20 protein-coding genes, 1 tRNA gene and 1 pseudogene are annotated in these 21318 nt (G+C 62.3%); 12 read left to right on the top strand and 10 right to left on the bottom strand.

From position 1 onward, the window contains the following. Positions 1-283: 283 nt before the first annotated feature. The 4 genes from QZY07_RS11365 to QZY07_RS11355 all read left to right on the top strand — a co-directional run bounded on the left by QZY07_RS11365 (position 284) and on the right by QZY07_RS11355 (position 5708). Positions 284-1438: a hypothetical protein gene (locus tag QZY07_RS11365; protein WP_295402527.1), complete on the top strand. Its 1155-nt coding sequence runs from the start codon at positions 284-286 to the stop codon at positions 1436-1438. Between the two features lie 436 nt (positions 1439-1874). Then, complete coding sequence (locus QZY07_RS11360; RefSeq protein WP_295402525.1) at positions 1875-4391, top strand: primase-helicase family protein; 2517 nt, start codon at positions 1875-1877, stop codon at positions 4389-4391. Beyond that, positions 4315-4728: a helix-turn-helix domain-containing protein gene (locus QZY07_RS27400; protein WP_363184100.1), complete on the top strand. Its 414-nt coding sequence runs from the start codon at positions 4315-4317 to the stop codon at positions 4726-4728. Before QZY07_RS11360 ends, QZY07_RS27400 begins: the two co-directional genes overlap by 77 nt. Then, positions 4620-5708: a site-specific integrase gene (locus QZY07_RS11355; protein ID WP_295402523.1), complete on the top strand. Its 1089-nt coding sequence runs from the start codon at positions 4620-4622 to the stop codon at positions 5706-5708. The genes QZY07_RS27400 and QZY07_RS11355 overlap by 109 nt, the downstream gene beginning before the upstream one ends. Positions 5709-5730: 22 nt before the next feature. On the opposite strand, the gene QZY07_RS11350 is transcribed toward QZY07_RS11355, so the two are convergent. The 6 genes from QZY07_RS11350 to QZY07_RS11325 all read right to left on the bottom strand — a co-directional run bounded on the left by QZY07_RS11350 (position 5731) and on the right by QZY07_RS11325 (position 9237). After that, positions 5731-5805, bottom strand: a tRNA-Val gene (locus tag QZY07_RS11350). A gap of 69 nt (positions 5806-5874) precedes the next feature. After that, positions 5875-7323: a pyruvate kinase gene (gene pyk / locus QZY07_RS11345; protein ID WP_295402521.1), complete on the bottom strand. Its 1449-nt coding sequence runs from the start codon at positions 7321-7323 to the stop codon at positions 5875-5877. A gap of 94 nt (positions 7324-7417) precedes the next feature. Beyond that, a complete protein-coding gene (locus QZY07_RS11340) occupies positions 7418-7867 on the bottom strand; it encodes a flavin reductase family protein (RefSeq protein WP_295402520.1) in 450 nt (149 codons plus the stop codon). Next, entirely contained in the window at positions 7810-8025 is a 216-nt protein-coding gene (locus QZY07_RS11335; RefSeq protein WP_295402518.1) for a hypothetical protein, read from the bottom strand. Before QZY07_RS11335 ends, QZY07_RS11340 begins: the two co-directional genes overlap by 58 nt. A gap of 82 nt (positions 8026-8107) precedes the next feature. After that, positions 8108-8503, bottom strand: a complete 396-nt coding sequence (locus QZY07_RS11330) for a cupin domain-containing protein (RefSeq protein WP_295402516.1) — start codon at positions 8501-8503, stop codon at positions 8108-8110. A gap of 17 nt (positions 8504-8520) precedes the next feature. Then, positions 8521-9237 (bottom strand): transposase, encoded by a 717-nt coding sequence (locus tag QZY07_RS11325; protein ID WP_295402514.1) that lies wholly within the window; start codon positions 9235-9237, stop codon positions 8521-8523. 87 nt (positions 9238-9324) lie between these two features. Between QZY07_RS11325 and hrpB the strand changes: the two genes are divergently transcribed. Continuing rightward, entirely contained in the window at positions 9325-11874 is a 2550-nt protein-coding gene (gene hrpB / locus QZY07_RS11320; RefSeq protein WP_295402512.1) for an ATP-dependent helicase HrpB, read from the top strand. 8 nt (positions 11875-11882) lie between these two features. On the opposite strand, the gene QZY07_RS11315 is transcribed toward hrpB, so the two are convergent. Both QZY07_RS11315 and QZY07_RS11310 read right to left on the bottom strand, forming a co-directional pair. Beyond that, positions 11883-13376, bottom strand: coding sequence for a polysaccharide biosynthesis C-terminal domain-containing protein (locus QZY07_RS11315; protein WP_295402511.1), 1494 nt, complete (start codon positions 13374-13376; stop codon positions 11883-11885). A 559-nt stretch (positions 13377-13935) separates the two neighbouring features. Then, entirely contained in the window at positions 13936-16710 is a 2775-nt protein-coding gene (locus tag QZY07_RS11310) for an HAD-IC family P-type ATPase (RefSeq protein ID WP_295402509.1), read from the bottom strand. 106 nt (positions 16711-16816) lie between these two features. On the opposite strand from QZY07_RS11310, the gene QZY07_RS11305 reads away from it, so the two are divergent. Next, entirely contained in the window at positions 16817-17041 is a 225-nt protein-coding gene (locus QZY07_RS11305; RefSeq protein WP_295402508.1) for a hypothetical protein, read from the top strand. 137 nt (positions 17042-17178) lie between these two features. Here QZY07_RS11305 and QZY07_RS11300 read toward each other — a convergent pair whose 3' ends face one another. Then, the gene (locus tag QZY07_RS11300; protein WP_295402506.1) at positions 17179-18057 is read right to left on the bottom strand and encodes a DUF1269 domain-containing protein; all 879 of its coding nucleotides are present in this window, start codon (positions 18055-18057) and stop codon (positions 17179-17181) included. Here QZY07_RS11300 and QZY07_RS11295 point away from each other — a divergent pair. The 6 genes and pseudogenes from QZY07_RS11295 to QZY07_RS11270 all read left to right on the top strand — a co-directional run bounded on the left by QZY07_RS11295 (position 17942) and on the right by QZY07_RS11270 (position 20373). Continuing rightward, positions 17942-18571 carry an AI-2E family transporter gene (locus QZY07_RS11295; RefSeq protein ID WP_295402529.1) on the top strand — a complete coding sequence of 210 codons (630 nt, stop codon included), beginning with the start codon at positions 17942-17944 and terminating at the stop codon, positions 18569-18571. The genes QZY07_RS11300 and QZY07_RS11295 overlap by 116 nt on opposite strands. A 49-nt stretch (positions 18572-18620) precedes the next feature. Then, positions 18621-18815, top strand: coding sequence for a hypothetical protein (locus tag QZY07_RS11290; RefSeq protein WP_295402504.1), 195 nt, complete (start codon positions 18621-18623; stop codon positions 18813-18815). A 202-nt stretch (positions 18816-19017) separates the two neighbouring features. Further along, a pseudogene (locus QZY07_RS11285) lies at positions 19018-19110 on the top strand (sterol desaturase family protein); the annotation flags it as partial. Positions 19111-19256: 146 nt separating this feature from the next. After that, positions 19257-19772: a hypothetical protein gene (locus QZY07_RS11280; protein ID WP_295402502.1), complete on the top strand. Its 516-nt coding sequence runs from the start codon at positions 19257-19259 to the stop codon at positions 19770-19772. Then, the gene (locus tag QZY07_RS11275; protein WP_295402500.1) at positions 19772-19912 is read left to right on the top strand and encodes a hypothetical protein; all 141 of its coding nucleotides are present in this window, start codon (positions 19772-19774) and stop codon (positions 19910-19912) included. The genes QZY07_RS11280 and QZY07_RS11275 overlap by 1 nt, the downstream gene beginning before the upstream one ends. Positions 19913-20151: 239 nt before the next feature. Beyond that, complete coding sequence (locus tag QZY07_RS11270) at positions 20152-20373, top strand: DUF2092 domain-containing protein (RefSeq protein WP_295402498.1); 222 nt, start codon at positions 20152-20154, stop codon at positions 20371-20373. Between the two features lie 78 nt (positions 20374-20451). Here QZY07_RS11270 and QZY07_RS11265 read toward each other — a convergent pair whose 3' ends face one another. Then, a complete protein-coding gene (locus QZY07_RS11265) occupies positions 20452-21135 on the bottom strand; it encodes a class I SAM-dependent methyltransferase (protein WP_295402497.1) in 684 nt (227 codons plus the stop codon). Between the last annotated feature and the right edge of the window lie 183 nt (positions 21136-21318).

Genomic DNA, 21318 nt, shown 5'->3' with positions numbered 1-21318 from the left:
CGAATGCAGTGCCGAATTCCTCTGTGTGCTGGGATTCATGCTCGACGGGCGACCCTTCTCGGTGGCGTGTGACGTGAGGCGCGCCTGGCCCTAATGGTGGCGCTTGATTAGTTTTGTACTGTACTGAGGGCGCCGCTCCAACCTTCAATCTGCCACCAGCACCTGAACTGCCGTAAACTCCGGCGGCAAAACGGCCTCATGGGGTGACAAATTGAACACCCTCGGTCGATCATCTCGCTCAGGTCGACGATGAGCGAACCATCAACCTAACCGCCAAAGTCTAATGCCACGTCCACAACTGACGATTGACGACCCCTATCTGGGCGAACCACCTCAACCAGTCCCTTTACGGCTTGCTTTTCTTATCAGTGGATTAGAATTTGATGCGTTCATGGACCTTTTCTATACGCATCTCAATGATAATATCGGCTCTCTTCACGGCTACCAATACAATCCAGGCGCAGCCCCGCGAGAAGTCCGTAAGATATCTTACGAAAAGCTATGCAAATTATCTTGGGATTACTCCGAATTGAGCGATCGCGTTCGGATGCTGCCAGCGAATCAATTCGTTTGGTCTTCAGAGTTTGCATACGCGGTATCATCGTATATTCAGGGGCGCCTCTCGATATTCGAAGAAATCGATGCGGCCTTTCATCTTAACTGGAATACGCCCCTGTACGGAATGGATGCGCTGATTGATGAATGCGTTGATCTCAGTGACTTGGACGACTGTTCCACGTACCTGAAGGAACGCGAGTTCGGGGAGGAACCCGAGTATGCGGAGGACGCAACGTTTCTCGTGGCGCAGTATGCCTTTCACCGCACTCGTGCTGGTACATGGATGATCTTCTTCGAGGGGAGCTTATGCACTCCGTTCCAGGACAGCCAGGGGCTGCACTATCTCAAGCATCTTCTCCGGGAGCAGGGCAAGACGCTGTCGGCGGTTGAGCTATCCGCGCTCTTCAATCAGCCCGATGTATCCTCCGAACAGCAGACAGCTATCGCTTTGCTGGCTAGCAACAGCGAGGATCACGAGGATGATGCTGAGTCTTTGCATGTGACGTTCGGCGGCGATGCCGGCGAGGCTATCGACAAGCAAGCCCGCGATGCCTATCGAAAGCAACTCCAAACACTCAAGGAGCAACTCGATGAAGCCAAGGAGTTCGGCGACACCGGGCAAGTCGAGCAGCTTAGCGAGGAAAGGGATTTCCTACTGAAAGAACTGGGCGCCGCAACGCGACCGGACGGTCGCCTACGTATCGATAAAAGCACGGCCAAACGCGCCTACGACGCCGTTAACAAGGCACTTAAGAAAGCGCAGGACGATCTCTCCAAACATTGCCCCGATCTCGCTCAACACCTTACCGATTCGCTCAAGTATGAGCGCAGGGATGGTTGGAAGTATCAGCCATCTACAAAGATCAACTGGCGTTTCTAAATCCCTCCATACGACTTTCAAAGTCGTCTATACGACTTTCAACATCTCCCCTGGTCAGTAAGCCCTGCTGCCGAACAACCCTCGGCAGCATGACTTATCACCCTTCATCGGAGCCGTTTTGCACGGTTCCCTAGAGATCTGACCTTGGAGATTGTTATGTTTGTCGCACCTTTGTTGAATGACGAAATTACACTTTTTGATCGCTTTCCCACACAAGCGATGGTGATGTTGTCAACGCCCGCCCATGACCTTTGTCTGCGAAGTCTGAAAAAAAGTGTAATTTCGTATCGGATAGGCCATGAGCCCAGTAACCACGCGGGTTTCAGCCAATACACTTACTTGAAAAAAACGTATCGGCAATACGTTTTTACACCCTATGTAGCCCGCGGAAACGACAATGCAGGCTCCATCACCACCCTGAACACGGAGGTTTGACATGACCACAATACACTTTTTGAATGCTGCTGATGGCACGCCACTGACCAAGCGTTTCGCCATGACTGACAACGGATTAGAGAAGACAGCCTATCCCCAGGTGGCTTTCTTCCATTCAGACGCGGTTGAAGCCGAGACCATTGAGGACTTTTTCGCAGCCTTGGTTGCCCATGCCAATGCGGGTCACTGTCTCCTCAAAGGCCAGCTCGACCGTTCGCTGAGAAACGAGAGCCGTGCCGGACATACCGACAGCGACACACCGACTGAGTGGATCGTACTGGATAACGACAATCTGCACGACCTTGAGCCTCAGCAGCTCATCGATCTGCTGGGCTTGGGTGACGTGGATTACATCCTCCAGCATTCAGCCTCTGCTGGCATTGAGCCTGGCAAGCGAGGCTATCACCTGTTTGTGCGGCTGGATCGTCCCTGGCTACCCGCCGATCTGAAGCGGCGTCTTCGCGCCTGGAACCTGGATGTGTCGCAGATTCGCGAGCACTTCCAGCTTAGCCGGACGAGTAATAGCCTGCGCTGGCCGCTGGACATCTCGGTGTGTCAGAACGACAAGCTGCTCTACATTGCTTCGCCAACGCTCGGTCCAGATGTCGAAAGCTCACTGGAAGGTGATCGCATCCAACTGGTGAAAGGCAGCCAGCGTACAGTGACGCTAACACCGACGGCTGAGACTGATGAGCTATTGAGACAGCGCGAGAACGCCGTTCTGAATGCACTTCGTGAAAAAGCCGGATTAGAGTCGAAGATGCTTGAGACTCGTTCCGTCAAGGGAGAGATCGTCGCGAAGAATCCGGATCAGGCCCAGGTCACCGGCCAGAAGGAAGAGCGTGGTTTTGTCTATCTCAATCTCAACGGCGGTGATAGCTGGGGCTATTTCCATCCGGTTGCTGCACCGGAGGTGCTGCTCAACTTCAAGAGCGAACCGAACTATCTGATTGCGGAGCTGTTACCGGATTACTACCCGGAGGCGCTGGCGCGCGCGGAAGAGGCCAAGGGAGATCAAGCGCTTTTCGATCAACACGCTGACATGGCGCGACAGGCCCAACGGATCCGCGAGGCGGAGGAGAATGGCAAACCGTTCCTGCAAGCCTTCCGCGATAAGAAAACAGACCAGTACTATGTTGGCTTGATCAATCCGAAAGACCGGACGCACAATCTGAACGCGATTGGCAGCAAGGTGAAGATCAACGAATTGCTTGTTCAACATGGCATCTCCCCGATCGAGATCGTGCCATCGGTCGACTTCCGGTTCGAGCCAGCCAACGATGCGCTCTACGACTTTGGAGCCGGCTTCATCAACCGCTACACGCCGTCACGCTATCTGAAAGACGCGCAACGCCGGGACGATGCTGGGTTACCCCCGACCATCTGGCGCGTGATTCAACACGCATTGGGTGACGATGCGGAGGTCTGCGAGCATTTCTTGAACTGGCTGGCGGTCTTGTTCCGCTCTCGTCTTCGCACCCAAACGGCCTGGATTCTCCAGGGCACGACAGGGACCGGTAAAGGGCTGCTGTTCAACGAGATCATCCGTCCGTTGATTGGTGAGACTTACTGCCGGTTGGTCAACCTCACGAATCTTGAAGAGCAGTTCAACGGCTTCGCGGAAGGCACCATCGTGCTTTTTGTCGACGAAGTCGATACGGATCAGGTGAAGCAGATGCCCAAACTCATGGCGCGATTCAAAACCATGATCACGGAGGCGATGCTGCCACTACGTGCCATGCGTCAGGATCTGCGGGAGGTGCCGAACCATCTCAATCTGCTCCTCTCGTCGAACCAGCCCAACTCGATGCGTATCGAGGCCAATGACCGGCGTTTCAACGTCTGCCCGCGACAGGAACAAAAGTTACTGGAGCAAAATGAGCGTGGCGAGGAACTGGTCGCGCTGATCAACGGTGAGCTGCAAGAGTTCGCTGACTATCTGATGTCGCGCGAAGCGGATCAAGCCAAGGCGCGTCTCGCACTGGACAATGCGCCAAAGCGGCTGTTACAGACGGTTACGCAGACCGCAATCGAAGAGGTCGCGCTCGCCTTTCGTCAGGGCGATCTCGGCTACTTCATTGAACAGCGTCCGTCGGCTGAGTCCAGCAGTACGCATCGCTCTCTAGTCTTCGACGGTCATGACGTGTATATCCGGCCACTTTACCGCGACTTTCTTGCGGATGCTCTGAACGCGGCAACGACAGACAGCAAACAGGTGATTCAGCACGAGACGTTGTTCGCCGTTTTCGAGCTACTCGTCGGAGAGATGCCTAAAACGAAGACCAAGCTGACCAAACGTCTCGGTCATCAGCATTTGGAGATCGTACCCCATACCCAGGGAAGGACTTCAGTTCGAGGTCTCGGTGTGCAATGGCGGGCGGATTCCGAGCAACTCGACCAATGGCGCGCGGAGATCGCGCAAGAGGAGGCCGCGAACGCCGATGCCAGCCGGTTCATCCGATCGCCCAGAACAAGGAACATTGACACAGAAGGTCGTACCGATGGAATCGGCCAATGAACCGCTGCTCTGGAATCTCGATGAAGTCGCTCGCCAACTCGGCGGCGTCTCTGCCAGAACGATACGACGCCTGGTTGATCGTGGTGAGCTACCGAAAGTGCGTGTTAGTCGTCGGCTCATGGTGCCGTCCGCAGCCGTTCGTGACTACGTTGCGAACGGGTGTTGTTCAGCGGAGAATGCAAGAGGCGTGGAACAGGGTGCGCTGGCTCCAACAAGAGGAGACCGCGCATGCCTAAGCAAACCCAAGGGCTCTTTAAAAAACCGAACAGCAGCTACTGGTACGCTGACTTCACCGACGCGAGCGGTCGTCGAGTTAAACGCTCTACTCGGACTGTAGACCGCAAGGAAGCGGACGCGATGCTCTCCAAGTGGAAGCTCGAAGCTCATCGCCAGACGATGTGGAACGAAGAACCACAGCGTCTGTACGATGACTTGATGCTCCGCTATCTGCAAGGTCCATCCATGGATAAGCGGGCACATGATCGAGATCTATATGCTGCCAAGAGGCTGACGCCCTTTTTCCAGGGCCAGTCGCTCAACGGGCTCGGGCCAGCGGACATTCAGAAGTACATTGACCAGCGGCGTCAAGAAGGTGTCGGGCCTGCCACGATCAACAAGGAGATCAACTTACTGTCGGCGGCACTCAATTACGGACGCCGTCGGCTCCAGTGGGATGTTCAAAACCCCGTGGAAGGAATGCGACTTCGGCCACCGCAAGGACGCATTCGCTGGATCGACCGGTCGACGGCGGCTACGTTGAGCAAGGAAGCCGCATCTGTGCGCGGCTATCTACCGGATTTCATCCAGCTTGGATTGCATACGGGAATGCGCAAAGGGGAGATGCTCGGCTTGACCTGGAGTCGGGTCGACTTCGAGCGGAGCATGGTCTATCTGACCGACATGGACCAAAAGAATGGCAAGCACGGCAGCATTCCGCTCAACGCCGAGGCCGTTGCTGCGTTGGAGCGTCGCAGAACGCACCGGGAGCAGTATTGTCCGCAATGCCCGTGGGTCTTTGCGAGCCGTCACGGAGAGCGAATCGCCAACATCAGGAAAGGGTTTGAAAGCGCTTGCGAAAAGGCGGGGATCACGGACTTTCATCCGCATGATCTACGTCATACCTGTGCGGCCTGGCTCGTACAGGATGGCGTGGATATCCGGGTCGTCTGCGAGCTGCTGCGGCATACCTCGATCCAGGTCACCATGCGTTATGCGCACCTGTCATCGAAGAATGTTCGCGACGCCGTGGAGCGTTTGTCCCACTTTCGCCCCACATGCACCGAAGAAGCAAAAAGGCCAGCGGAGGCTAGCCTTTAAATCATTGACTATTAAGGATATTTGGTGGGCGCAGGAGGGATCGAACCTCCGACCCCTGCCGTGTGAAGGCAGTGCTCTCCCGCTGAGCTATGCGCCCGATAAGACGTGAGATCATACGGGGAGAGCACTGCGAGGTCAAGATGCCCCGCCCGTCGATGTCCTCCCGTCAGTCGCAGATTTTGCCCGCGTCAAGACCCAACTCCAGAATCTCCATGCGATAGTTTCCGCAGGGGTTTTCGACTGTCGGCCCCTGGGTCAGCAGGACCAGGCCGCTGTCGATGCCGCGTTCGCCAAGCCAATGGCGAGCGAATCGGGACCAGTCCGGGCGGTCCGCCTCCACTTGAATCGCATGGATGCCATAGGAAAATTGCAGCGATTGGCAGGTGGCGGGATTCGGGCTGAAGGCGAGAATCCAGACCGGCGGACGGAACCGCGCGACGTTGCGCGGGGTGCTGCCCGATTGGGTGGGGACGATCACGGCGCGGGGTGCGCTGTTGTTGATGGTGTGATAGACGCTGGCGGCGACCAAGTCGACCGCGCGCATGTTCTCGCCGCCATTGAAGCCGTCCATGGTGCGCACGAAAGGCTGCTTGCTGCGCTCGGGTTCGACATGGGTGGCGATGCTGGCGAGCATGGCGACCGCGTCCACCGGGTAGCGGCCCATCGCCGATTCGGCGGAAAGCATGACGCAGTCGGTGCCGCCGAGGATGGCGTTGGCGACGTCGGTCGCCTCGGCGCGGGTCGGCCGCCGGTAAATCACCATGGATTCCAGCATCTGGGTGGCGGTGATCACGGGCTTGCCGAAGTGATTGGCCAGTTCGGTGATCTGCTTCTGGACCACGGCGATACGCTCGATCGGGATCTCGACGCCGAGATCGCCGCGCGCCACCATGATGCCGTCGGCAGCGGTCAGAATGGCTTTCAGGTTATCCAGCGCGTCGGCGCGTTCGATCTTGGCGATGATGAAGGGCGCATAGTTCATGGCCTCGGCGGCCCGGCGCACGGCCAGGATGTCGTCGGCGGTGGCGACGAAGGATTGACTGACCGCGTCCAACCGGTGCCCGGCGGCGAAGCGCAGCCAGTCGTGATCGTTCTCGGTGAAGGCGGTGATGCCCAGATTGATGCCGGGCAGGTTCAGCCCCTTGCGGGAGCGAAGTTCGCCGCCGACGCGGACGTTGCAATGGATGTCTGTCCCCTTGACCTCCACGACCTTGAGCAGGATGAAGCCGTCGTTGAGATAAAGCCGGTCGCCCGGTTGCACGGCGTCGAGCAGGTCCGGAAAGCTGATGCCGATGCGGTGTTTGTCCCCGAGAATGTCGTCGGTGGTCAGGATGAGCGGATCGTCGCGTTGCAGTTCGATCGGTTCCTCGGCCAGATCGCCGATGCGCATCTTGGGGCCAGGAAGGTCTCCCATGATGGCGACGCGGCGGTTCGTGACCGCCGCGGCTTCGCGAATCCGGGCGATTACCGCGCCATGATACTCCGGGTCGCCATGCGAAAAATTCAATCGGGCCACATTCATTCCGGCTTCGATCAGCTGTATCAGCACGTCCAGGGTGTCCGAGGCGGGGCCGATGGTCGCGACGATTTTGGTTTTGTGGTCAGGCAGTTGCATGGTTATTTCTCTGAGGTAAAGGGAAGGGGAAAATTCAGCCGTGTCGTCCGCCAGGGTTGAGCGCGCCCTGGCGAGCGACGAATGGTTCAACGGATCAAAGACTTTGGTGCAAGCGCCGCCAGGCAAGGATGGCGGCGTGATCGATCGCCTGATCCTGGGTGTAGAGCCGGTCGAGCGCGGCCTTGCGCTCGGGGGGCGCATCGCGCAGCAGGGTTGCGACGGTCAGGACGGGAGCCTGCTGTAACAGCGCGCCACCCGTGATCCCGGCCAGATAGACGCTGCGGTCGCCGCTGTCCAGGCGCTGCTCGACCCGGCAATCCAGCCAGGACAGGACGCCCGGATAGCGCGGATTGCCGCCGGGCGTGTCAGGCAGCGCCAGATCCGCGAATTTGTCGACCTGGTGACCGCTGGCGAGACCGAAGCGCCAGACCGTGTCCAGATCGTCGCTCGGGAGCAGATGGAGCGCGAAGCGTCCGGTCGATTCGATCAGACCCCAGGTGTCATGCTGTTTGGCGATGCGATGGCGATCAGCATCCGCGGCCACTCGGCGACAATGGATGCGCGGGTGACCGAAGTGGCGATCATGCCGCTCCGACGGTGGCCATCGCCAGCCGTCACCAGCCACAAGGGTGGGTCGTAGAGATGGAAAATCCGGGAAACGGCGTCGCGGGTCTCGGGCGGTAGGTCGAACTCGTCCTGCATGGGGAACCACTCGCGGTCAGTTTATCACGATAGGATGGCCTCGATTGGGTCAGCATGCCATGGAAAAGTGACGAAACGATTTTTAGGTCGATGAATCGGGCAAAGGCTCGGGATCGATATCCTGGTAGGCGCGGGGCGTGAAACGCGGCGTGCAGATCGCGAGAAAGATCAGGTCGGTGTCGCCGCGGTTGCCGATCCGCTGTCCCAGCCCGGCGGGGATGTGGACCAGATCGCCCGCGCGCACCAGCCTGGATGCCATGCCTTCGACCTCGACCAGACCCTCTCCGTTCAGGATCAGATAACGCTCGACGATGCCCGCGAGCCGATGGAGCCGGGTCGTGACCTGGGGCGCGACCCGGGCACGGGCAATAGAGACCACGGGATCTGCCTCCCGGTTCCAGGTCTCCAGGATAAAACAGCCCTCGGCGGTGAGGAATTCATCCGCCTCGCGGGGCGTATAGACCTCGCCCCGCGTCATGTCCGTCCGCGTCCGGTTCATTCCATTCCGGCATGACGCCGATACGCGGCGGAGCGGCGGTCGCCGCCGCGCGGGCGCGGCAGGGCGCGACGATTCAGCAGGCTCTCGACGGCCTGGCAAAAGTCGTGATCACCGAGCAACCATGCCTTGTTGGTCGCGTCGCGAATCTCTTTCAAAAGGGTGTCGTCGAGCGGGGATTCGGACGCCTGGGCATAGCTGGCCTGGCGCGCCTTGGCGCTTCGCCCCAGACGGTCGTACTCGGGATGTGGCGTGATCAGGGGATCCTCGCTCCCTTTGGCATTGGCCCCATCGCTCGACCACGCATAGTCGGAGATCTGAGCGACCAAGCCTGCGCGCACCGGATTGGCTTCCACATAGTGACAGACCGGGAGCAGATAGGTCTTGGGGTCTAGCAGGGTGGCGCGATAACGCCCCTCCCACAGCGTGCCGGTGCGCTCGTAACGGCTGTTGAAATACTGCACATAATAGCGTCCCACATACTGCATCAGCTTGCCGATGCTATTCTCCAGGCGGGGCGTGAGCAGGAGATGGAAGTGGTTCGGCATCAGGACATAGGCATGGATGTCGCACTGAAATTTTTCCGCGGCGACGCCGATTTTCTCCCAGAGAAACCAATAGTCTTCCTCCTCGAACAGGATTTGCTGTCGATTGTTGCCACGTTGAATGACATGTTGGGGATAGCCGGGCAGAACGAAGCGAGGTAGACGTGCCATGAGTAGGGTCGGATCCGGTTGATTGACCTGAAACCTAGTATAGACTGAGCCTCCGGATTTTTTTCGCAATTGGAGAAGAACGCGCCCATGCCGCCGACAGCGCCCGCGGTTTGCGATCGACCGCTCCCCATCGAATCCGCGCTGGACGCACTGCGGGCCGCGCTGCGCCAGGGGCACGCGCTCCTCCAGGCGCCCACCGGGTCCGGCAAGTCCACCTGGGTTCCGCTGGCCCTGCTCGACGCCGACTGGCTGGACGGCCAGCGTATCCTCATGCTCGAACCGCGTCGTCCCGCCGCGCGGATGACCGCGGCGCGCATGGCCGCGCTGCTCGGCGAGAGCCTGGGCGAACGGGTTGGCTATCAGGTGCGCTTCGAGCGTCGGATCGGCCAAGGCACCCGCATCGAGGTAATCACGGAAGGGATTCTGACCCGACGCCTCCAGTCCGACCCCGAACTCGATGGGGTCGGCTTGATCGTGTTCGACGAATTCCATGAGCGCAACCTGCAGTCCGATCTCGGGATGGCGCTCGCGCTGGATGTCGTCGCGAATCTGCGCCCGGAACTGCGTCTGCTCGTGATGTCCGCGACCCTGGACGCCGAGCCGGTCGCCAGACTGCTCGGCGGCGCGCCGATCGTGCGCGGCGCGGGTCGGAGCTTTCCGGTCGCGGTCCAGTACGCCGAACGGACGCCCGGCCCCGATCCGGTCCAGACGACGGTCGCCGGCATCCGCGCGGCGCTCGCCGAACACGACGGCGATATCCTGGCCTTTCTGCCCGGCGCCGGCGAGATCGATCGCTGCGTGGAGCAGCTCGCCCGAGGCGCGGATGACGGCGTCATCGTCCTGCCGCTCCACGGCAGTCTGCCGACGGCCGCGCAGGACCGGGCGCTGCTGCCGGGCGAACCCGGCCAGCGGCGCGTGATCGTCGCGACCGACCTCGCGGAGACCAGCGTCACCATCCAGGGCGTGCGGGCGGTCGTCGACAGCGGTCTGACCCGCAAGCCGCGCTTCGATCCGGGTGCCGGACTCAGCCGCCTGGTTCTGGAGAGCATCCCGCGCGCCTCGGCCGAACAGCGCGCCGGGCGTGCGGGACGCGTGGGACCGGGCGTCTGTTATCGCCTCTGGACGCGCGCCCAGGAGCATGGCCGCCCGGAACATCGCACGCCCGAGATCCTTCAGTCCGATCTGGCCCCTCTGGTGCTGGAACTCGCGCTCTGGGGCGTCAAAGATCCCGCGCGACTGCGCTGGCTGGATCCGCCGCCCGCCCCGGCCTGGGAGCAGGCGGTGGAACTCTTGCGCGCGCTGGACGCGCTGGATGCCGGGCACGCGCTCACCCGCTTGGGCCGCGCGATGGCGGAGCTGCCCATCCATCCGCGGCTCGCCGTGATGCTGCTGGGGGCCGCGCCCGCAGCCCGCCAAACCGCCGCCGATCTCTGCGCGCTGATCTCCGAGCGCGACCCCATGCTCTCCGCCCCCGGCCTTGCCCGGTCGGCCGATCTGGGGCCGCGCCTCCAGGCGCTCCAGGCCCTGCGCGAGAAGCGTAGTCCGTCCGGCATGGATCGGCTGCGTCTCGCGGCCATCGAGCGCGTCTCGCGGCAATTGCGACGGCTGGCCGGCGAATCTCCGGCGCAGGGCTTTACCTCTCCCGGTGCGCTTCTCGCCCTGGCCTATCCGGAGCGCATCGCCCAGCGGCGCGACGGCGCGGACGATCGCTACCTGCTCGCCTCCGGCGCCGGTGTCCTGCTCCCGCGCGACGATGCGCTCGCCGTCCATCCCTATCTGGTGGTCGCGGCGCTGGATGCGCGTGGGCGGGACGGGCGTATCCAACTGGCGCTGCCGCTAACCGAGACGGAATTGCGCGCGCAGTTCGCCGACCGGATCGAGACCCGCCGGCAGGTCGCCTGGGACCACGAACGCGAGTCCGTGACCGCTCGCGAGATCGCCCGGTATGGCGCCATCGTTCTCGACTCCCGCCCACTTGCGCTGGGGGACCACGCGGATGTGACCGGGCTGCTGCTCGACCGCATTCGCGATCAGTTCGAGCGGGCACTGACCTGGACCGACGCGGCGCGCCAGTTGCAGGCGCGCGTCGGATTGTTGCACCGAACCGATCCCGCCGGCGAGTGGCCGGATCTCTCGCCGGACGCGCTGCGCGATACCCTGTCCGACTGGCTCGTCCCCTGGCTCGCGGGCAAATCGCGGCTGGCCGAGGTCCAACGGATCGACCTGACGGCCATCCTGACGGCGCGCCTTTCCTGGGAACAACAACAGCGTCTGGAACGGGAGGCGCCCAAGGCGTTCGTGACGCCGGCGGGGAACCGCCGCCCGCTCGATTATGTCAGCGCCGACCTGCCCATCCTCGCGGTGCCGCTTCAGGAGCTGTTTGGCCTGACCGAAACCCCGCGTCTGTGCGGCGGACGGGTGCCGGTCCTGCTCCATCTGCTTTCCCCGGCCCGGCGTCCGCTGCAAGTGACGCAGGATCTGGCCGGATTCTGGGCGCGCGGCTACGCGGAAGTGCGCCGGGAGCTGCGGGGGCGTTATCCCAAACACCATTGGCCCGAGGATCCCTCCCAAGCCAAGGCGGTCGTCGGCGGGATCCAACGGCGCTCGCAGCGGATGTCGCCGCCGGCAGGCGTCTGAATTCCGCGTTACGACGACCCGCCATCGATGCCGCGCCGTCGCGTCAGTCGACGCACATCCAGCAGCAGGACCGCCAGCACAAAGACCGCCAGACCGAGCGTCCCCGCCACCAGCGCATTCCAGCCGAGCCCCGAGACCAGCCCCCGGCTCAGGAGATAGAGCGCGACCCCGAAGACCACATAGCCCAGCACGCGCCCGACCTCGTAGGGCACCGGGTAATAGCGGCGTCCGAGCCAATAGGACATCGCCACCATGGAGGCATAGCAGACCAGGTGCGCCCAGGCCGCGCCCTCGTAGCCGTAAATGGGCACCCACCAGAGCAGCAGGACGATGGTAATCCCCGCGCCGATCAGCGAGACGCCCGCACCCAGCAGGGTACGGTCGGTCAGCTTGTACCAGATGGACAGATTCACATAGATGCCGAGGAAGAGGCTCGCGAGCAGCAGCACCGGTACCACGCTCAGCCCCTCGCGGTAGGCGCTGCCGACGAAATACTGGAAGACGTCCAGATAGAGCGTGACCAGCAGAAACAGAAAGACGCAGCAGATGACGAACCAGTTGAGCACCAGCGCATAGGTCTGGCGCGCGTCGCTCTGTTTGGCGTAGCTGAAGAAAAACGGCTCGCCGGCATAACGAAACGCCTGGATAAACAGCCCCATGAGAATCGACAGCTTGTAGCAGGCGCTGTAGATCCCGAGCTGCGCCATGTTGGTTTCGTCATCGAAAGGCAGCAGGTATTTGAGCGCGGCGCGATCCAGCATCTCGTTGACGATCCCAGCGAAACCGATGATAACCATGGGCAGCGAATAGCGTAGCAGACGCCCGAAGAGCGCCGCCCGGAAGGTGCCGAATCCGTCCCGAAACTGCGGGGCCAGCAACATCAGCTTGAGTCCGCTCGCCGCGAGGTTGGCGATGAAGACATAGCCCACGCCGATGCTCGGATTCCAGAGTGAACCGAGCAGGGAGTGCGGATCGGACTCGAAGGCGCGCCGGCAGACGTAGATCAAAAAGATGGTCAGACCGACGTTAGCCCCGATTTCGACCAGCTTGAGCGTCGCGAAACGCTGTGCCCGATCCTCCGCCCGGAGGCGCGCGAAGGCGACCGAACCCACCGAATCCAGGGCCAGGATCGCGGCGCTCCACCAGACATATTCGGGATGACCGGAATGTCGCAGCAGTTCGGCGATCGGCTCGCGCTGGACATAGATCAGCAGGAAAAAGGCAAGATTCGTCAGCGCCAGAAAGCGCAGGGCCGTCCCATAGACGACCTCGGGCGGCCACTCGCCCCCGGCGCGAAAACGGAAATAGCCGGTCTCCAGACCGAACATGAGCACCACCGCCAGAAATCCCATGTAGGCGTAGAACTCGGCGATCACGCCATACTCCGCCGGGGCGAAGGTATAGGTCAGAAAGGGCACCAGCAGATAATTGAGAAAGCGCCCCAGGACGCTGCTGACGCCGTAGATGGCGGTTTGGGAGGCGAGCCGCTTGAGTGGGTTCAAGGTAAAGGGTGTCCGGGTATGGCCTGACGGCGGATAAGGCGCGCATTCTAACGCATCGCCAACCATCTTCTGGCCGTGCCTGCTGGAGTGTGCCGGGACACGGTGGCGCAACGCCGGTTGGGATCGACCAGACGCTCAGCGCGCCGCCCGCTGCCAGGAATTCGCGGGGAGTCGACACCCGACCGAGTTGGCCTGGACCATTGCCGAGTGTTTTGCCGAAGAACAACCCTGACGGCGACCCGTCATGGCACCGTTCGACGGGGAGGTCGAGCAGACCTTGCGGGTGTCCAGCATCGGCCTGATCCGGGTCGATCGCCATCGCTGGCCTGCCCCCGCTGACTGCCCCGGCAAGGTGGCATCCATGACCTTTGGACGAGCTTACGTGAGACGCTTGCAGCCAAGAGCGCGTCACAGCGACCTTCCGCCGTCCCGATGGGCGCGTCCTGAACGTGCTCAAGGCCACCTGTCAAACTTGGGCTAGGTCGGATGGGCGCGAACTCACTATCGAGTTCGCATCCACCGCCGGCGTGCGTCACCGACTCCGCGACCGCCAAGGCGCTCAAGGCATCGCCGCCCTGGTCTTCGCGCTCCCGGTCTCGACCGAGGTCACGGCACGGCTCAAGCTGGGAATGGCGCGGATGACGAGCTTCTCCAACTCCACGATCAGGAAGAACACGAACCCACCCAGGAACAGCCAGGGCCAGACCTCGAGCGGGATCGCCTCGTTATGGAACAGTGCCTGCAGGGGCGGCGCATAAGTAAACAAAAGTTGGAGCGCCACCACCGCCCCAATCCCCATCGGTAGGTAGCGGTTGCCGAGATGGGCCTTGATGGACAGGGACGAGTCCAGCAGGAAACGGCTGTTGAGAAAATAGAAGACCTGGCCGATGGTGATCGCATTGACGGCGACCGTGCGGGCCAACTCATCGGAGGCGCCCTGTCCCAACATCCAGAAGAAGGCCAGGAGGGTGTAGGCGAGCAGGGCCAGACCGACGAAGACCACCCGCCAGATCCCGAATCCGGTGAGGATCGCGCGATCGACCGCGCGTGGCGAGCGCCGCATGACGTCCAGCTCGTGGGGCTCGAACGCGATCACCAGACCCAGTGCAACCGAGGTCACCATGTTCACCCACAGAACCTGGGGCGCCGTGATCGGCATGGCGAATCCGAGGAAGATAGCCACCGCGATGACCAGCGCCTGGGCGACGTTGGTCGGCAACATGAAGAGGATGGCCTTCTCGATGTTGTTGTAGACGGTGCGCCCTTCCCTCACCGCCGCGGTAATGGAGGCGAAGTTGTCGTCCGCCAGGATCATCCCGGCCGCCTCCTTGGTCACCTCGGTGCCCTTGATCCCCATGGCGACGCCGATGTCCGCCTTCTTCAACGATGGGGCGTCATTGACCCCGTCGCCGGTCATTGCGACGATCTGACCATTGGCCTGGATCGCCTTCACGAGCCGCAGCTTGTGCTCGGGGCTGGCGCGGGCGAAGACGTCGACGTTGCGCACCGTCTCCTGCAGGGCCGCCTCGTTCATCTCCTCGATTTCAGCCCCGGCCACCGCGGTCTTGCCATCGCCGATCCCGAGCATCCTGGCGATGGCCGCGGCGGTGATCTTGTGGTCGCCGGTGATCATGGTGACGCGGATACCGCCGTCATGGCATGCCTTCACCGCCTCGATGGCCTCCTGGCGTGGCGGATCGAGCAGGCCGATCAGACCGAGCAGGACCAGGTTCCCGGGCAGGTCGGCCGGGCTCAGGGTACCCGCCGCGACCCCGGGATTCTCGATCCAGGCGAGGGCCAGCACCCGCTCGCCCTGGCCCGCCAGCCGATCGGCCGTCTGCATGAAGCGCTCGCGCTCGAGCGGCACCGCCTCGCCGGACGCCGTCTGCTGGCGGTCGCAATGGCCCATGATCACCTCGGGCGCGCCTTTGACCAACAGGAGCTCCCGACCCTCGTGCGAGCGGTGCAGCGTCGCCATGAACTTATGTTCGGACTCGAAGGGGATGGCGTCGATGCGCGGCCAGGCGGCCAGCTCCGCCTGACGCTCCATGCCGAGCTTGCCCGCGAAGGGATAGAGTGCCCCCTCGGTCGGGTCGCCCTCAACCTTCCAGACCCCGTCCTCCTCGCGCAGGACGGCGTCGTTGCAGAGCATCGAGACTCGGCCCATCAGTTCCAGCACCGGATCCTTGCCCGCCAACTGACCGTCCATCCTGACCTCGCCCTCGGCTGCGTAGCCGTTGCCACTGACCTGGTACTCGGATTCGGCCGTGACGGCGGAGACGACCATCATCTCCATCAGCGTCAGGGTTCCGGTCTTGTCCGAGCAGATGCGCGACACCGAACCGAGGGTCTCGACCGCCGGTAGGCGGCGGATGATGGCGTTGCGGCTCGCCATGCGCTGCACTCCGATGGCGAGCGCAATGGTGATGATCGCCGGCAGGCCCTCCGGGATCACCGAGACGGCGATCCCGACCACCGCCTGAAACAGCTCGACGAAATCCATGCCGATCACCCACTTGCCGTAGGCGAAGACCAGGACGCTCACGACGCCGATGACGGCGGTGATGGCGTAGCCGAACTTCTTGATCTGGCGCAGTAGCGGGGTCTCCAGCACGCTCACGCCGGCGAGCAGGGCATTGATGCGTCCAAGCTCCGTCGCGCTGCCGGTCGCGACCACCACCCCGGTCGCCCGGCCGGACACCACCATGGTCCCCGAGAACCCCATGTTGTGGCGGTCACCTATCGTTGCCTTTTCCGGCACGGGGTCCGAGGACTTGTCCGCCGGCACCGACTCGCCGGTGAGCGCGGCTTCCTCCGTGCGAAGATTCTTCGCCTCGGCGAGACGCAGGTCCGCCGGGATCTTGTCGCCCGACTCCAGCAGTACGATGTCGCCGGGGACGAGCTGCTCCGCCGGGATCATTCGGGTCTCGCCGCCGCGCAGCGTGCGGGCCTCGGCGGAAAGCATGTTGCGGATGGACTCCAGGGCCTTCTCCGCCTTGCCTTCCTGGATGAACCCGAGCAGGGCGTTGATGAGGACGACACCCAGGATGATCCCGGCGTCGATCCACAGCCCCAGCATGAGCTTGGTGAACCCGGCGCCGAGCAGCACATAGACCAGGACATTGTTGAGCTGGGAAAGGAAGCGCAGGAAAGGCCCGCGCTGCTTCCCGGCCGGCAGGCGGTTCGGTCCGCAGCGCTCCAGGCGGGCGGCCGCCTCCGACGCGGCGAGTCCCAGCGTCCGATCGGTGGTGAGCGCCTCCAACACCTCGGCCACGCCCTGGGCGTGCCACGGGGTGGACGGGTTGGCATTCTGGGTTTTCTCGGTTTTCGCCATCGAGATTCTCCGTTGCGTTTTCAAAAACATCGCATGCCACGCTGGGCGCGGATTAGACAGTCAGCTCGCCGACGAGATCGCTCCGTGGCAGTACCGAGACCGCCATGTGCTCAGCCACACTGAAAATACACCGCGGCTGATCGAGTATTTCGATCCGCACGCGGTGCTTGAGCAGGCGGTCCGGGTCGTCCCGGGCGAGACGTTCGGCCTGTTGCCTGTGCAACTCGGAAGCGAGATCCAGAACCGCGACGCGATTCGCGACAACGGTCTGCGCCGGCCGATCGTCAACCTCCACCAGTGCCCACAGCGCGGAATGCGCGAACGCCTATAGGGGTCGGCAATAGCCCGCTTCGCGGATCTGAACCTGCCGAGTCCTGTCTTCTGCCGCTCTAATGGCAAGAACGGCAGGCAGAATGGGACTTTGGACCAAGTCCCATGGACACGGCACAAACGCATGGCTGGGAGCCATCAATTTGCCGGAACAACCTCTGGATGGGCCTCGATAAAGGCTCGCAGGGTGTCTTCCTCGTCCTTGGCGAGGGATGTCTGGAGGATTTTCCCTTTGCCCTTGAAAGCGGCGAGTCGATCCATGACTTTGTCAGGCGTGGATTTTTTGACTAAAACAAAGATGGCGGAGCAGCCTGGCTTGAAGTGCTCGGCCAGGTCTTTCATGAAATCGTTGTTAATGCCGAGATCGGTCGTGGCTCCGGACAGCGCGCCGGCCCCGGCGCCGATGGCCGCGCCCAGAAGAGGATTCAGGAACACCATCCCGATCAGCATGCCCCAGAAGCCGCCGCCCACCGCCCCCGCGGCGGTCAGGTTCGTCGCCTGGTGCAATTTCACCTTGCCTTCCAGGCTTTTGGTGACGACCACCACGTCTTCCATCTCGATCAGATATTCCTTCTGCAAATTGGCCAGCGCGGCGCGCATCTCGAAGGCCAACGCTTCCTCGGGGAACGCAATGACGATTAGATTGCTCATGTTGAAACGCTCGTTTAGGTTTAAGTGGATCCGGTCGAACCGCGTGGAATATGATGATTGAAACCGACCGAACACGATCAAAATTAGGTTCCGTCTTGGGATATACAAGATCCAGTAGAGTTCATCTTCACTCGTGATGGATGGGAAACAGTCGATGAATGCATTAAGTTCCTTCAGTTCCCCGGCACGCGGCCTTGTCGTCGCCGCAGCCTTCGCCATCGTGATCATGGTGATGCAGGCGGCTTCGCCAATCCTCTCGCCAATCCTGCTCGCGGTATTCATCGCGATCATTGCCACCCCGGGCTTGCGCTGGATGCGCCGCCGCGGGGTGCCAAAATGGGGCGCGCTCGCGTTGATCGCCTTCATCCTGCTCGATGTCGGCAGTCTGCTGGCGCTGGTCTCCACCGGGGCGCTCGAAGGGTTCCGGGACAGCCTGCCGACCTACCAGGAGCGGTTCCTGCTGCTGAGCGATCAGTTCGGCGGCTGGCTGGAGGGCGTCGGGGTCAGCGGCTCGCGCGAGGCGGTGCCGGATCTGATGGATCCCAATAAGGTCGCCGGAGTCGTCCGCCTGCTCCTGTCCAATGCCAGCGGCTTCTTCGCGACCGGGCTGCTGGTCCTGCTCGCCGTGATCTTCATCCTGCTCGAAGTGCCGGCCATGCCGGGCAAGCTGAAGGCGGCGTTTCATCTGACGGACGAAGGCGACGCGCGACTGAAGCGCCTGATGGACAATATCAACCGCTATATGCTGATCAAGACCCTGACCACGGCCCTGATCATCGCGCTGGATGCGAGTCCGCAGACACGCCCGCTCGCGATCCTGATGGGTCCGGACATCAGCCCGGCGGAACCGGCCGACAGCGACGAGCAAGCGGAATCGTAACCATGCTTCCGCTTTCTAAGAATCCGAACAGAACCCCACTGAAGAGCTCTTGCATCAGGAGGATCAGGGTCTCGCCGAGGCCCACTGCGGTCTCGCCCGTGACAAGCGTCAGCAAAGCCATGAACAACACCACCGCGACGCCATCGTTGAACAGCGACTCCCCGGTGATTTTTATCTCCTAAACCTGATCCAGCCCGCGCTTGTCGAGCGTCTTTTGACGCTGGTGGCCGTCTGGGCGGTTTAGGCCGGGCTCTGGGTCAATAAGCAACTCCGCGCGTCCAAGTCCGCGTTGCCCGAGATCTTCCGCCGGCACGGCGACAGCCTCCGATTGGGCGCCGATACCACGACCATCGGCGCGCGCTGCAGCGGGAGTCGAGCTGATGCTGGCGCTCGTCGCCCTGGACCAGGCGATCTGGGCGCAGCATGTCTAATTTCACGCGGTGCCGGCGCTGTGGGACCGTCTCCTCGGCACCTATCGCGCGCAGCCTCGCGGCGTCCATCCGGGCATGACCCTCGGCATCGACGACCCGCGCGACCCGCGTCGGGTCTGCGGTCCGCGGTCTGCCGGGGAATGCTCCTCCTGTCCTTCCGGGGCGCGGTGTTAAACGCCGCCGCCGCGGCGCTCACCAAGGCCTGATATGGACTGACTGCGGACTGAGGACCGAAACATGGGGAAGCATCCAGCATGAGCGATCCATCGCACCCTGCGGGTCCATCCGAGCCGCCCGATGGCGATCCGATCGGCGCGGGCCTCTGGCCGTCCGCCGACTACCGTCGCCAGGTTGAGCGTCTGCGCGCTGCCGTTGGCGAGACTCTCTATCTGGTCGAACTGGTCGAGAGCGCCATCCAACTCGGCGTGCATATCGATGGCACCCCCTTCGAGCTGCTCGGGGTCATCGACTTCCCGCGTCCCGATCCGACACGTGGGCTGGCCCCCCATCTGCTGCTGCTCGACGACGGGCGCGGTTTGAATCTGGGCCGCATCGCTCGCGTCAGCCGCCGACCCTTCGCGCCCGCGCCGGCGGATCTGCTCTATCTGGATCATGCGGCCGCGCAAAACCTGCTATTCGCCGAGCGGAGGCTGTCGCGCGAGTTCCTGACTCAGCGCGCGCGGGTCGCGCTGGGCGAGTGCCTCGGTTATTCCTCGCCCGAGCTGGCACCAGGCATCAACGGCCCGCCGGACGATGAGTCGGTGGGCTAATGCGCTCGAATCTCGTGCTGAACGACAAGCCGCCGCCGGATCTCGCGCGGATCGATCCCGGTACGTTCGAGCACGGTTCCGGGGTCGATGCCGAATTCACGCAACAGCGGTGGAACGCCGAGCAACGGCTGCACCCGTAAATCCTCGGCGCGGCCAAGCCGACTCTCCAGGCAAAGTAGGGGGCTATGCGGCGGCCGGGGGACGCTTATCGGGTCACCTCTCCAGAATTCAAGAGTGGTTTGCATATCGCAGAGGTGGAACTGGTGTTCGACGGCAACACCGTCAGCATCCTGGGCCGGAATCTGAACGCCTATGCCAAGTTCGAGGGGCCAGACAACCTTGGATGCCTTGATCGAGGCGCTGCGGATGGGGCACGGCATTGCCTTGCCCGGGGCCGATCCCGAGGAAACTCGTCATCATCAGCAAGACCGTCAACAGCGCACCTCAATACACGCTACAGGTCAAGGACCGGAAGACCGAGGTCGCTCCGGCGGCCGATGACTTCGCCTTCAGGGTGCCGGATGGCGCGACCCGGCTGGAGCCAGACGCGCTGACCGGGCTCGATGAACTGCCCCCCGGGGCGCCCGCCGGAGAGTTGTAGAAGGCGAAATACGCCGCCAGTCGTCCCAACAGGAGATCAGGGAGACTGGATAGAAGAGCGATACCGATGCTGAGCGGGTCAGCGTTTACACCCCGAGAAGACGGCGAAACGGCCCTGTTGGTACCAACATTTGACCTCGCCGAAACCCGCCTCTTGCAGCCACGCTAACTGAGCGTCGAGCGGTGCCGACTGGTCTTCTCGCATCCGTTTCAGGGCCGCCGTTAAATCGACCTCGGAAATGCCCGCCCGACGGACCTCTTCCATCCAGGTGTCGTGATAACCTTTCTCGATGTCGGGCGTGGCTCCAAGCACTTGATCCGCGTGAATGAACAGGCCGCCAATGGGGAGCAGGGAATAAACGCGCTGCAATAAGGTTTGCTTGCACGCATCGGTCAGATGGTGAATGGAGAGCGCGGACACCACCACGTCATACTGTCCGGCGAGCGATTCGGAATAATCCGCCGCCACGAACGTAAACCGTTCCGGCGCCGACGCAAACCGCGCCCGGGCCTGGGCAAGCATCGCCTCGGAGAGATCCAGAAGCGTGAACCGTGCCTGCGTGAAGCGTTCCGAGATCAACCAGGACAGCAACCCCGTTCCCGCCCCCAGATCCAGTACGCGAAACGAATCCCGAGGCTGGAAGCGAAGACACGCGACGGCCGACCCAGAAAAGGCATCGAAGCCGGGAACCCGTTGTCGCCGGGCCTGATCGTAGGTGTTGGCCGAGCGATCAAAGCCGTGTTTGATTGCGCTCGTGTCCATCGTTGGGGCCTGTTTCGATTGCGTTACGTCGAAGCCGATTTGCAGGGCGATGGAATGGCGCGAGTGCTTCGCGGCTCAAGTTCCGAGACCGGAGCCTCCTCGTTGTCGTTGTCGTTGTCGTTGTCGTTGTCGTTGTCGTTGTCGTTGTCGTTGTCGTTGTCGTTGTCGTTGTCGTTGTCGTTG

The sequence above is a fragment of the uncultured Thiocystis sp. genome (assembly GCF_903866365.1).
In the GTDB taxonomy this organism is placed as follows: Bacteria; Pseudomonadota; Gammaproteobacteria; order Chromatiales; family Chromatiaceae; genus Chromatium.
Note: the sequence above shows the minus strand (reverse complement) of the source record. Positions and strands in the feature narration are given on the sequence as shown.

Excerpts from the sequence above, each read along its gene's own strand:
- QZY07_RS11365 (WP_295402527.1), top strand. The coding sequence starts at position 284 with ATGCCACGTCCACAACTGACGATTGACGACCCCTATCTGGGCGAACCA.
- QZY07_RS11360 (WP_295402525.1), top strand. The coding sequence starts at position 1,875 with ATGACCACAATACACTTTTTGAATGCTGCTGATGGCACGCCACTGACC.
- QZY07_RS27400 (WP_363184100.1), top strand. The coding sequence starts at position 4,315 with ATGCCAGCCGGTTCATCCGATCGCCCAGAACAAGGAACATTGACACAG.
- QZY07_RS11355 (WP_295402523.1), top strand. The coding sequence starts at position 4,620 with ATGCCTAAGCAAACCCAAGGGCTCTTTAAAAAACCGAACAGCAGCTAC.
- pyk (WP_295402521.1), bottom strand. The coding sequence starts at position 7,323 with ATGCAACTGCCTGACCACAAAACCAAAATCGTCGCGACCATCGGCCCC.
- QZY07_RS11335 (WP_295402518.1), bottom strand. The coding sequence starts at position 8,025 with ATGCAGGACGAGTTCGACCTACCGCCCGAGACCCGCGACGCCGTTTCC.
- QZY07_RS11330 (WP_295402516.1), bottom strand. The coding sequence starts at position 8,503 with ATGACGCGGGGCGAGGTCTATACGCCCCGCGAGGCGGATGAATTCCTC.
- QZY07_RS11325 (WP_295402514.1), bottom strand. The coding sequence starts at position 9,237 with ATGGCACGTCTACCTCGCTTCGTTCTGCCCGGCTATCCCCAACATGTC.
- hrpB (WP_295402512.1), top strand. The coding sequence starts at position 9,325 with ATGCCGCCGACAGCGCCCGCGGTTTGCGATCGACCGCTCCCCATCGAA.
- QZY07_RS11310 (WP_295402509.1), bottom strand. The coding sequence starts at position 16,710 with ATGGCGAAAACCGAGAAAACCCAGAATGCCAACCCGTCCACCCCGTGG.
- QZY07_RS11300 (WP_295402506.1), bottom strand. The coding sequence starts at position 18,057 with ATGAAGGCGATCAACGCGAGCGCGCCCCATTTTGGCACCCCGCGGCGG.
- QZY07_RS11280 (WP_295402502.1), top strand. The coding sequence starts at position 19,257 with ATGAGCGATCCATCGCACCCTGCGGGTCCATCCGAGCCGCCCGATGGC.
- QZY07_RS11275 (WP_295402500.1), top strand. The coding sequence starts at position 19,772 with ATGCGCTCGAATCTCGTGCTGAACGACAAGCCGCCGCCGGATCTCGCG.
- QZY07_RS11265 (WP_295402497.1), bottom strand. The coding sequence starts at position 21,135 with ATGGACACGAGCGCAATCAAACACGGCTTTGATCGCTCGGCCAACACC.